The 11,802-nt window shown below is 56.7% G+C and carries 8 protein-coding genes; all 8 read left to right on the top strand.

The window, feature by feature from the left end; all coding sequences use genetic code 11:
* Positions 1-2: 2 nt before the first annotated feature.
* The 8 genes from dld to IE156_RS05975 all read left to right on the top strand — a co-directional run bounded on the left by dld (position 3) and on the right by IE156_RS05975 (position 11,749).
* Complete coding sequence (gene dld, locus IE156_RS06010) at positions 3-1,724, top strand: D-lactate dehydrogenase (RefSeq protein ID WP_189391633.1); 1,722 nt, start codon at positions 3-5, stop codon at positions 1,722-1,724.
* Positions 1,725-2,186: 462 nt separating this feature from the next.
* On the top strand, positions 2,187-3,974 hold the full coding sequence (locus IE156_RS06005; RefSeq protein WP_189391632.1) for an ABC transporter ATP-binding protein: 1,788 nt from the start codon (positions 2,187-2,189) through the stop codon (positions 3,972-3,974).
* Positions 3,968-5,734, top strand: a complete 1,767-nt coding sequence (locus tag IE156_RS06000) for an ABC transporter ATP-binding protein (protein WP_189391631.1) — start codon at positions 3,968-3,970, stop codon at positions 5,732-5,734. The genes IE156_RS06005 and IE156_RS06000 overlap by 7 nt, the downstream gene beginning before the upstream one ends.
* Positions 5,734-6,678: an ABC transporter permease gene (locus tag IE156_RS05995; RefSeq protein WP_189391630.1), complete on the top strand. Its 945-nt coding sequence runs from the start codon at positions 5,734-5,736 to the stop codon at positions 6,676-6,678. Before IE156_RS06000 ends, IE156_RS05995 begins: the two co-directional genes overlap by 1 nt.
* Positions 6,675-7,616, top strand: a complete 942-nt coding sequence (locus IE156_RS05990; RefSeq protein ID WP_189391629.1) for an iron chelate uptake ABC transporter family permease subunit — start codon at positions 6,675-6,677, stop codon at positions 7,614-7,616. Before IE156_RS05995 ends, IE156_RS05990 begins: the two co-directional genes overlap by 4 nt.
* Complete coding sequence (locus IE156_RS05985; protein ID WP_189391628.1) at positions 7,613-8,389, top strand: iron ABC transporter ATP-binding protein; 777 nt, start codon at positions 7,613-7,615, stop codon at positions 8,387-8,389. The genes IE156_RS05990 and IE156_RS05985 overlap by 4 nt, the downstream gene beginning before the upstream one ends.
* Complete coding sequence (locus IE156_RS05980) at positions 8,386-9,387, top strand: siderophore ABC transporter substrate-binding protein (RefSeq protein ID WP_189391627.1); 1,002 nt, start codon at positions 8,386-8,388, stop codon at positions 9,385-9,387. Before IE156_RS05985 ends, IE156_RS05980 begins: the two co-directional genes overlap by 4 nt.
* Before the next feature lie 109 nt (positions 9,388-9,496).
* Positions 9,497-11,749, top strand: coding sequence for a TonB-dependent receptor (locus tag IE156_RS05975; protein WP_189391626.1), 2,253 nt, complete (start codon positions 9,497-9,499; stop codon positions 11,747-11,749).
* The last annotated feature ends 53 nt before the right edge of the window (positions 11,750-11,802 follow it).

Here is an 11,802-nt window from a genome sequence, read left to right as displayed (position 1 = left end):
CCATGTCCGCGTCCACCAGCTCGGCCGATTTATTGCAAAAGCTGAATGCGATTGTCGGTAAGCCCCACGTCTTGACGGATGATCACAGCACACGCCGTTATCGCAAAGGCCACCGTACGGGTGAAGGTAAGGTACTGGCCGTCGTCAGGCCCGGAACCTTGCTGGAACAATGGCAAGTGCTGCAAGCGGTTGTTGCAGCAGATTGCATTGTGATCATGCAGGCCGCCAATACAGGTTTGACGGGTGGATCTACGCCAGATGGCAATGACTACGACCGCGATATCGTTCTGATGAACACCATGCGTTTGCAAGGCATACAAGTCATCAACGAAGGCGAACAAGTTGTCTGCCTGCCCGGCGCAACACTGGACCGTCTGGAACAAACTTTAGCGCCCCTGGAACGTGAACCCCACTCGGTCATTGGCTCATCTTGTATTGGCGCTTCGGTGCTGGGCGGTGTGTGCAATAACTCCGGCGGTGCCTTGGTACGACGAGGTCCGGCCTACACAGAACTGACGCTGTACGCACAAGTTCAGGACGATGGGTCCCTGAGCTTGATAAACCACCTGGGCATCGCCTTGGGCGACACCCCGGAAGAAATTCTGACTCGCCTTGAACAGGGCAAGTACAGCCCTGCCGATATCGTCAATGATCCGTCTCGCAAGGCCAGCGATCCACGCTATGCCGAAGACGTACGTGATGTGGATGCCCAAACACCCGCCCGCTTTAACGCAGACCCATCACGTCTGTACGAAGCCTCCGGTTCGGCCGGCAAGCTGTGTATCTTCGCGGTACGTCTGGATACCTTCCCCAAAGAAGCCAGTACCGTTTTCTACATCGGCACCAACGACCCGGACGAGCTGACAGCCGTGCGTCGCTACCTCTTAACGGAGCTGCCCCGCCTGCCGATTGCAGGCGAATACATCCATCGCACCGCCTACGATATTGGCGAGCAGTACGGCAAAGACACCTTCTTGCTGATCGACCGTTTTGGTACGGCCAAAGTACCTTCCGCCTTTGCGATGAAAAGCCGTATCGATGGCTTTTTTGAACGCTTTGGGTGGCGCGGCGTCACCGATCGCGTGATCCAGACAGTAATGAACCGTCTGCCCAGCCACCTGCCTGCACGCATGCGTGAATGGCGCGATCGCTTCGAGCACCACCTGCTGCTACGCGTCTCCAACGACACCGCCCAGGCCACACGCGCATATCTAAGCCAGCAATTTGAAGGTAGCCAGCAAGGCGCCTATTTTGAGTGCGATGCCGAAGAAGGTCGCAAAGCCTTTCTGCACCGCTTTGCCATTGCGGGCGCTGCTATCCGCTACCGCGAATCGCACCCGGACAGCGTGGAAGATATTGTGGCCCTGGATATTGCCCTGCGTCGCAACGACAAGGAGTGGGTGGAGCAACTGCCAGACGAGATGGAAAAAGATATCGTCCACAAGCTCTACTACGGCCACTTCCTGTGCCATGTCTTCCACCAGGATTACATCGTCAAAAAGGGCGTAGTTCCTCTGGATATGGAACACCGCATGTGGAAGCTGCTGGATGAACGCCGTGCCGAATACCCGGCCGAACACAATGTGGGGCATCTGTATATCGCCAAACCTGCCCTGGCCGGTTTTTATCGCGAGCTGGACCCCACCAATACCTTCAACCCTGGCATCGGGCACACTTCTCGGCGCAAGTGGTGGACCGTTTGCTGCGGTGGGCAACACGATTAAGCACCACCTTTTTGGCCGCCGGGCCGTTCCCAAGGCAAAAAGGCCCCCCCTGGAGGGCAGCAAGCCGCAGGCGCAGCGTGGGGGTATTTTTTAAAGGCCCTGGCACGCTGTGTACCCCGCTTGGTGATAGACCACAGCCTTCCCCCGTACTAAAAACCACCTATATCAACACCAGCAGGCCCCCAAGTTTGACTTGGCGGGCCTGTTTTTTTGCCCGCTGTGACAACCAGGACACAAAAATATCCCACTACCTTTTCTATTTAGTTTAATAGGTTCCACTAATTCAGAAATTAGATTACATTATCGATAATGATTCTCAATACCTTATAGTAAAGAGCCGATTTCTACGGCTTTTGGATAAGCAATGAAGGTGTCGGATCTGAGCCGCCACCCGCTTGGACCCTCATCCACACCCCGCAGAAATCATGTCTCGTACTTTGAATTTCTGGGTATGTAACGCTCATGACCACTCGTGAAACTGCTACGGACGCGCGTAAAGAGCCTGGCCCCATCAGCCAGATCCTCAGCTCCATACGCTCGCGTTTGATTGTTGCCGCCGTACTGGCGGCGCTGGGTTCAATGCTCACCCTGGTGCCTTTGGCCGGGATCGCCCACATCGCCAAACTGGCCCTGGGCGACACCCTGTCTAGCGAGCTGCAAGGCGATATAGGCTGGACGGTACTGTTCAGCGTCATCAGCATGTTTGCGGGCCTGGCCCTGATCTCGGCGGGTGAGCTACTTGCCCACCTGGCCGACAACCAGCTGACTCGCAGCCTGCGTCTAAACGCCGCTCAAAGACTGGCCAAAGTACCGCTAGGCTGGTTTACCGGCCAAGCTTCGGGCGAAGTGAAACAAGCCATGCAGGACGACATCGCCACCCTGCACAGCCTGACCGCCCACTTTTACACCTCGATAGGCCGTGCGGTAGGTGCCATCGCGATCTCCGTGCTGTATCTGTTCGTGATGGACTGGCGCATGGCAATTGTGGCTCTGCTACCCTTCCCCGGTTTCTTCCTGTTCCTGCGCAACGCCATGAAAGCCAGCAGCGCGAACATGCAGGGTTTCGTGGAGAAACTGGGCCGCCTGAACAGCGCCACGGTGGAGTTTGTCAGCGGTATCCCGGTCGTCAAAGCCTTTGGTTCCAATGGGCAGGCACATGGCGGCTATAGCAAGGCCGTGGATGGCTTTGCCGACGCTTTTCTGAACTTTGCCCGCCCGCTGGTCGCCCGCATGGCCCACGCACACGCCATGATCGCCCCGGTCACCGTATTAGGTGTCGTGCTGATCTTCGGTGCCCTGTTCAGCTATCTGGACTGGATTGCTCCCGTGGACATCCTCCCCTTCGCATTAGTAGCCCCCGGCATTTGTGCCCCGCTGCTCTTGCTGCATACCCTGCTGCATGATCTGGGCGGTGCGACCGGTGCGGCACAGCGCGTGCAGGCTTTGCTAAAAACGCCGGTACTGGAGTCCTTGACCCCGGATCAGCAACAAACTCCCACGAATCAGGAGGTGCGTGTTGAAAACGTCAGCTACGCCTATGGTGAAGGCCATCAAGCGCTGAACAACATCAGCTTTACGCTGGAGCCCGGCACAGTTACCGCCATTGTGGGCTCCTCCGGCTCTGGCAAATCCACCATCGCACGCCTGCTGCTGCGCTTCTTTGATCCCAGCGCAGGCCGCATCACCCTGGGCGGCGTCGACCTGCGCCAGATCGAATCCACCGAGCTGTACCGCCGCATTGGCTTTGTGCTGCAAGAAGTACGCCTGATTCATGCCAGCGTGCGCGAGAACATTGCTCTAGGCCGTCCCTCCGCTAGTCAGCAAGAGATTGAAGACGCCGCCCGTGCTGCCAATATTCACGACCGTATCTTGAGCCTGCCACGTGGCTACGACTCCGTAGTCGGAGAAGATGCCCAGCTCTCGGGAGGCGACCGTCAGCGCGTCAGCATTGCACGTGCTGTCTTGCTGGACCCACCCATTCTGGTGCTGGACGAAGCCACTGCGGCTGCCGATGCCAGCAATGAAGTCGCCATTCAGGATGCCCTGTCGCGCTTTGCCCAAGACCGCACTTTGCTGGTGATTGCCCACCGCCTGGACACCATCATGCACGCCGACCGCATTCTGGTGCTGGAAGACGGTGCTATTGCGGAGCAAGGCAATCACGCCAGCCTGCTGTCCACACAAGGGCGTTATGCACGGCTCTGGACCCTGGGTGGCTACGACAACTCGTCCAAGGACACATCATGCTAAAGACCCTGATTCGCTTGCTGGGTAATGATGCCCCGATTTTCCGCCGTTATATTTGGATGGCGATTCTGTACGGCCTGCTGTGTGGCCTGACCATGACAACGTTGGTCCCCATTTTCACTCACCTGCTAAATGGCGCACCCAAACAAGCAGGTGGCTGGTTGATCGTCCTATTGCTTGGCGTTGCCATCTGCTGGTCATGGCGTCGTCATGTGGAACAAGCCGGTGTGAACGTCGGTGCCGCAATACTGCAAGGTGGCCGTCATCGTCTTGGCGAGCATATCGCTCAATTGCCGGTAGGCTGGTTCTCCGCCCAAAACACGGCGCGACTGGGGCACATCGTTACCCAAGGCATGATGTCCGTGGCCCAATTACCGGCCCACGTTTTCACCCCACTAATCGCCGGGATTGTGACGCCTATTGTGCTGGTTGTGGCCTTGTTTATTCTGCATTGGCAACTGGGTCTGATTGCCTTGATTGTCCTGCCTTTGCTGGCCGCTGTTCTGGCCCTGACGGCCCATTTGGGCCGCAAAGCCGATGATGCATTCCAGGCCCATTTCGCCCACGCGAGTCAACGTGTCGTGGAGTTCGCCCAAGCCCAATCTGTGCTGCGCGCTTTCAATGGGGAAGGCGGCGGTACCCGCCTGCTGGAAGAGGCCATTGAGCGTCAGCATCAGGCAGGCAAGAAACTGATCTGGCAATCCACCGCCTCGGCGGTACTTAATGCCTGGGCCGTGCAAGCTGCCTTTGCCGCCCTGCTGATTGCCGCCACGCTTTGGCTGAACCGCCATACTGGTCTGGGCATGAGCAGTGCAGAAATCATTGCCGTCATCGTGTCCTTGCTGCTGACAGCGCGCTACATCGACTCTTTGCTGGAAGTAGCCAGCTATGGCGAAGTACTGCGCGGCGCACGCGGCCAGCTTGATGCCATCAAGGAGCTGTTTACTGTTCAGCCACTGCCTGAACCTGCCATCTCACAAGCCCCAGTGGATGGTTCGATCGCACTGAACAACGTGCATTTCCGCTATGCCGCCGACAAGCCCGATGTGCTGAACGGCGTCAGCCTGAACATTGCTGCAGGTAGCATGGTGGCCTTGATTGGGGAATCCGGCTCGGGCAAAACCACGCTGGCCCGACTGATTGCCCGTTTCTTTGATGTCAGCCAGGGCAGTGTCTCCATTGGTGGCGTGGATGTACGCCAGATCAGCAGCACTCAGTTAGCCACGCAAATCAGCCAGATTTTCCAGGACGATTATCTGTTCGCAGGCAGCATTGCCGAGAACATCCGCCTGGGCAAACCTGATGCTAGCGAGGCCGAACTGCTGGATGCGGTGGAGCAAGCCGGTGTCAGCGAAATCATCGCGCGTCTGCCAGAAGGCTTGGACACCACCGTGGGCGAAGGCGGAGCCCGTCTGTCCGGTGGCGAGCGCCAGCGCATTGCGATTGCCCGCGCCCTGATCAAGAACGCCCCCATTTTGCTGGTGGACGAAGCCACTGCCGCGCTGGATGCCGAAAACCAGGCTGCCATTGCTCAAGCCCTGGCCCGTCTGCGTGGCAAACGTACTCTGATCGTGATTGCTCACCAACTCTCTACTGTGGCTATGGCCGATCAGATCGTGGTGCTGGAAAACGGCCAGATCATCGAGCAAGGCCCACCGGCGCAACTTCGTGCAAGCCAGGGACGTTACGCCCACTTCCTGAATCAACGTCAAACAGCCAAAGGCTGGCGTATTGCCACTGCTGCACAAGATAACGGTGTGTGATGCGAGCCAGATCCTTTGTGCTGTTGTTCCTGATGCTGTGCAGCCTGTCCTTACTGATAGGTGCACGGCAAATAAGCTGGACACAGTTATGGAGCTTTTCAGGCGATGCCTGGCTGACATTGACAGCCAGCCGCCTGCCCCGACTGGCGGCGCTGGTCTTGAGTGGGATAGGCCTGTCCGTCTGCGGGGTGATCCTGCAGCACATTGTGCGCAACAAATTTGTTGAACCCGCCACCTCGGGCGGGCTGGATGCCGCCAAACTGGGCATTCTGATTGCCCTGACCCTGGCTCCCGGCAGCGGCACAGCAGGAAAGCTGCTATTTGCCCTTTTATTCTGCTTTGGCGCCAGCCTGATCTTCATTGCCATCGTGCGCCGCATCCGCTTCAAAAACACCGTGCTAGTGCCTGTGATTGGCCTGATGTATGGAGGAGTGCTTAGCGCCATTGCCGAGTTCTACGCTTACCACCATCAGATTTTGCAAAGCATGCAGGGCTGGATGCTGGGCGACTTCTCCAAGATCGTGCAAGGTAATTACGAGATCATTTATCTGATTCTGCCGATTGTGCTGGTCACCTATTTGTATGCACACCGCTTCACGGTGCTGGGCATGGGTGAAGGCATGGCCACCAGCCTGGGCCTGAACTACTCCACCACGGTCGCCCTGGGCTTGATACTGGTCGCAACGACCGTATCCCTTACCGTTATTACTATCGGGGCCATCCCCTTTATTGGTCTGGTTATCCCCAATCTGGTGGCGCTGCGCTATGGCGACAATCTGGCCCGCACCTTACCCATTGTGGCGTTAGGGGGTGCTTGCCTGCTGCTGGCTTGCGACATTCTGGGCCGCCTCATCATCTACCCTTTTGAAGTCCCCATCGGCCTGACCGCAGGCGGTGTGGGTGGCCTGCTGTTTCTGTTCCTGATTTTCTGGAGGAACCAATGAAACAGCGGTATCTGGTCTGGTTTGTGTTCATCGTGCTGGCCCTGAGCTTTGTGTTCTATCGCTCCGGTCTGGATCTTGACTACATCATTCCCAAACGCCTGAACCGCTTGGCGGCCATGATCATTGGTGGCGTCTGCGTTGCTTGGGCATCGATTGTTTTCCAGACCATTACTGGCAACCGCATTCTGACGCCCGCCATCATGGGTTATGAGGCGGTGTACCTTCTATTTCAGTCCCTGCTGATCTTGCTACTGGGCACACAAAGTCTAGTGATGCTGGGGGCCAATGGCAATGTGGTGCTATCCATTGCGCTGATGCTGGCCTATTCACTGGCTATCCATCACTGGCTGTTTCGCCAAGGCAAAAACAATGTGTATTTCCTGCTACTGATGGGGCTGGTGCTGACCATGATCATCAGTACCTTCACCCAATTTGTGCAGCTAAAAATCAGCCCCGGCGAGTTCTCTATTTTGCTGGGCTTTAGCCAGGCATCCTTTAACCGGGCCGAGCCTTTGCAATTGCTGGTGTCCGCCCTTCTGGTGGGAGGTATTTGCCTGGGCAGCCTGCGCAGCTTGCCCACGCTGGACGTGCTTTCCTTAGGCCGTGAACAAGCCATTTCCCTGGGGGTCGATTACCGCCGTACCGTGCGCATTCAACTTGCCCTGATTGCTGCACTAGTCGCCATCTCCACCAGCCTGCTCGGACCTACCGCCTTTATGGGGATTTTTGTGGCCAACACCAGCTATGCGCTGGCCCGCAGCTTCCAACATAAGGTCACGCTGCCATTAGGCTGCGCCATTGCCGTCATCATGTTTCTGCTGGCGCAATTGGCGGTGGAACACCTTTTCAACTACCGCACGACCGTCGGGATACTCGTCAACCTGGTGTGCGGCGCGTACTTTCTGGGACTGATGGTTCGTACCCGAGGCACAGCATGATTACGATCAATCAGCTCTCCAAACACTACAAGAACAAGACCGTACTCTCCAAGGTAAGTGCGCAGTTTCCTACCGGACAGCTAAGCTCCCTGATTGGCCCCAATGGGGCTGGTAAAACCACCTTATTGATGAGTATTGCCCGCCTGCTGGAGGCCGACGAAGGCCAGATCCAACTGGACGGCCGCAACATTGCAGACATACGTGTTGCCGACTATGCGCGCCGGGTGGCGACCCTGCGCCAAGCTCCTGATTTCAATCTACGCCTGACAGTGGAAGAACTGGTCGCCTTTGGCCGCTTCCCCTATAGCCGGGGCGCACTGACCACCGTAGACCGGCAAGCCATCTCCGAAGCCATTCAATTTCTGTCGCTTGAACCCTTGCGCCAGTCCTATCTGGACGAACTAAGCGGTGGCCAGCGCCAGATGGCTTTTCTGGCCATGACCATTGCCCAGCAAACCGACTATCTGCTACTGGACGAGCCGCTTAACAACCTGGACATCAAGCACGCCGTGCAAATCATGCGCGCCTTGCGGCGACTATGCGACGAGTATGGTCGCACCGTGATTCTGGTGGTGCATGACATCAACTTTGCCGCCAATTACTCCGATCACATTGTGGCCATGAAAAACGGTGCCCTGTACTGCGCAGGTCCGGTGTCTGAAGTCATCACCGAAGCACGTCTGGCTGAACTCTATGGCCTGGATTTCGAGATTACGCACAGCGAGCATGGCCGCCTGTGCAATTACTTCACCCCATCAGGAGAACTAGCATGATCGCCAAACACAGATACGGGCTGATTGCCCTGTTTGTGGCCACCAGCTTTGCCTTGCAAGGCTGCGAGAAAAAGACCCAGGCAGCAGCGGAAACACCAGCACCACAAGCCGCCGTCAGCCCTGAAACCAACGCCCGTTACGAACCCATTGTGGTCGAGCACAAGCTGGGCTCCACCCGCATCGAAAAACTGCCCCAGCGCGTGGTGGCTCTGGACATGAATGAAGTGGACTTTCTGGATGCTTTGGACATACCCCTTGTGGGCATGCCCAAAGACTTTATCCCTGACTTTCTGGCCAAGTACAAAAATGCCCCGCAGATTCAGGATACCGGCGCCATTGTGCAACCCAATGTGGAACAGGTTTACGCGACCAAACCCGACCTGATTCTGATTACCTCTTTGCAAGCCAATCACTACAAGGAACTGAGCCAGATCGCCCCCACCATTCACTTCGATGTGGATTACCGCGATAGCCAGGTCAATCACATTGAAGTCATCAAGAATCACCTGCTGACCCTGGGTTCGATTTTTGAAAAAGAAAAGCTAGCCCAACAAAAAGTGGCCGAGCTGGATGCCAAAGTCGCCCAAGCCAAACAAATCACCCAGGATCGTCCAGAAAAAGCCCTGATTGTTTTGCATAACAACGGCTCGTTCAGCTCCTTCGGAGTGCAGTCCCGCTACGGTTTTGTCTTCAATGCGCTGGGCGTACACCCTGCCAGCCCGACAGTAGAAACCGGCCTGCACGGACAACCCGTTTCCAGCGAGTTCATCCAGCAAGCCAACCCGGACATTATTTACATCATTGACCGTACCGCCGTGATGGAGCGCCGCCCTGCCCTGGATGCCGACAGCTTGAGCAACCCGTTGCTGCGTGAAACCAAAGCCTGGCAAAACGGCCGCGTGATCTTTGCCGATGCCCAAGCCTGGTACGTCACCGCCGCTAGCGTCACCTCGCTGGAACTGATTATTGATGACGTCATCAAGGCCTACCAAGACTAATTAATTTCAATCTTTTTACCCGGTAAATAGATAGCAACGCGACTCAATCCAATTTCTATTTACCTTAATCAAAGCAAAAGAAACACCCCGCTACCTAAAGGACACTGGCATGCATACACCACGCCAATATGGGACGTTTGCGCCCTCGATACGTAAAGACAGCGATTCTGGCCGTTCTGGCTTTGCGCTGAATCGCACCTTCAACGCCGTACAAATGGCCTTAATACTGGGTTTGGGGGCCAGCACGCTGGCCTTGATGAGCTCATCCGCACAGGCACAAAACCGTACGGCCACCCAGGCCGATGACGTCGTCACCCTGCCATCAGTCACCGTTAAAGGTCAGCGCGATAAAGTCGTAGAAAACTACGCAGGCGGGCAAGTGGCTACCGGCGGACGTGTAGGTTTGCTGGGCACCAAAGATTTCATGGAAACGCCCTTCAACACCATCAGCTACACCGAGCAATACATTGCCGACCAGCAGGCACGGGATATCAGCGAAGTCATCGCCAAAACCGACCCCAGCGTATTCATGAGCGGCATTGCAGGCGAGAGCAACGAGAGCTACTCCATTCGCGGTTTCCGCTCTGATGTAGGCGATGTCACCGTCAATGGCTTGGCCGGGATGGGCGGCTACTACCGCAACTCTCCTGAAGCGTATGAGCGTGTGGAAGTACTGAAAGGCCCCTCCGCCCTGCTTAATGGCATGCCTCCTAAAGGCTCGGCAGGCGGGGCGGTAAACCTGGTCACCAAACGCGCTGGTGACGACCCCCTGTTTCGCGTAACGGGCAGCTATATGTCCGACTCGCACTTCGGTGGCCACGTCGACCTGGGCCGTCGCTTTGGCGAGAACAAGCAATTTGGTGTACGCCTGAACACGGCCTACCGCGATGGCGAGATCACTGTCAAAGACCAGGACAAAAAAATTACCCAAACCTCTCTGGGCCTGGATTGGCGTGGCGAGCGTGTGCGCCTGTCTGCCGACCTGTTCCACAGCAAAGACCGGGCCTACGGTTTGACACGAGGTCTGACTTTGAACCCCGGTGTAGAACTACCCAAACCACCCAAACCCGATGTCTCGTGGAACCCACCTTGGGCCTTCTATGACACCACCGACAAAGGCGCCATGATCCGTGGCGAGTTCGATCTGAACGATCAATTCACCGCCTATGCCGCCGCCGGGGTCAGCCGCACCAAATTTCAATCCAATATGGGCGCGGGTCAGGTCATCAATAATGCGGGCGACTTCAGAATCAACTTCAGCGGCGTGGCTGACGAGATGAAGCGCAATACCGCTGAAGTAGGCCTGATGGGTAAATTGCAGACCGGCCCAGTTGGTCATCAATTCGCCATCAACGCCACCCAGTACAACGAAGACTACGATCTAAGCGGCTTTCGCAACCTGTTGCCTAGCGCGTGGGAAACCAATATCTATGATCCGGTCTGGGGCCCCGAGCCATCGCTACCGAACAACATCCCGCTGATCAGCACCACAAAAACCCGTTTGAAGAGCGTCGGTTTTGCCGACACCCTATCCTTTGCCGATGACCGCGTGCAAGTAACATTGGGTGCACGTCGTCAGCAAGTGATCAACGAGAGCTTTAACGGCACCACCGGCCAACGCACGGGCGAACGTTACAAGGAAAGTGCGACCACTCCCGCCGTCGCCTTCCTAGTGAAAGCCACCGATCAAGTCTCGGTCTACGCCAACTACATCGAGGGCTTGTCCCAAGGCGCGATTGCTCCCAACACCGCCAACAACGCAGGCCAGGTTTTCGCTCCCTACAAGACCAAACAAAAAGAGGTGGGCCTGAAGCTGGATCTGGGTGACTTTGCCCACACCCTTGCTCTGTACGAAATCAAACGCCCCGGCAGCTACACCGACCCATTCACCAACATCTTTTCCTTCGGTGGCGAACAGCGCAACCGAGGCATTGAATGGGGCTTTTTCGGTTCCCCATTGGAAGGTGTGCGTCTGATGGGTGGCGTGGCTTACTCCCACCCGGAAATAACCAAAGCCGCCAACCCGGCGGAGCAAGGCCGCCAGGCAACGGGCCTACCCAAATGGCAAGCCAAGCTGGGCGTGGAGTGGGATGTGCCCAACCTGCAAGGACTGACCGTGATGGCCAACGCCACCACGTCATCCAAGCAATATCTGAGCGCGGATAATTCCTTGTCCATCCCCGGCCACACCGTGTTTGATCTGGGCGCACGCTATCGCACCAAGCTCTCCGGCCATCCCCTGACCTTGCGGGCTACCGTGAATAACGTGGCGAACAAGGCCTACTGGGCCAAACCGCACTTCACCAGCTTGGCCGTGGGCGCACCGCGAACCTTCATGCTATCGGCAACGATGGAGTTCTAAGTTGAAAGCTTGAGTTTGATGAAAGGGCCTTGCTGCGCATGAATGGCGTAGTA

Origin of the sequence: Alcaligenes pakistanensis, from assembly GCF_014652815.1 — a bacterium.
Lineage (GTDB): Bacteria > Pseudomonadota > Gammaproteobacteria > Burkholderiales > Burkholderiaceae_B > Alcaligenes > Alcaligenes pakistanensis.
Note: the sequence above shows the minus strand (reverse complement) of the source record. Positions and strands in the feature narration are given on the sequence as shown.

What these genes read in the sequence shown, in the direction of transcription:
- IE156_RS06005 (WP_189391632.1), top strand. Translation starts at nt 2,187, where the DNA reads ATGACCACTCGTGAAACTGCTACGGACGCGCGTAAAGAGCCTGGCCCC.
- IE156_RS05985 (WP_189391628.1), top strand. Translation starts at nt 7,613, where the DNA reads ATGATTACGATCAATCAGCTCTCCAAACACTACAAGAACAAGACCGTA.
- IE156_RS05995 (WP_189391630.1), top strand. Translation starts at nt 5,734, where the DNA reads ATGCGAGCCAGATCCTTTGTGCTGTTGTTCCTGATGCTGTGCAGCCTG.
- IE156_RS06000 (WP_189391631.1), top strand. Translation starts at nt 3,968, where the DNA reads ATGCTAAAGACCCTGATTCGCTTGCTGGGTAATGATGCCCCGATTTTC.
- IE156_RS05990 (WP_189391629.1), top strand. Translation starts at nt 6,675, where the DNA reads ATGAAACAGCGGTATCTGGTCTGGTTTGTGTTCATCGTGCTGGCCCTG.
- dld (WP_189391633.1), top strand. Translation starts at nt 3, where the DNA reads ATGTCCGCGTCCACCAGCTCGGCCGATTTATTGCAAAAGCTGAATGCG.
- IE156_RS05980 (WP_189391627.1), top strand. Translation starts at nt 8,386, where the DNA reads ATGATCGCCAAACACAGATACGGGCTGATTGCCCTGTTTGTGGCCACC.
- IE156_RS05975 (WP_189391626.1), top strand. Translation starts at nt 9,497, where the DNA reads ATGCATACACCACGCCAATATGGGACGTTTGCGCCCTCGATACGTAAA.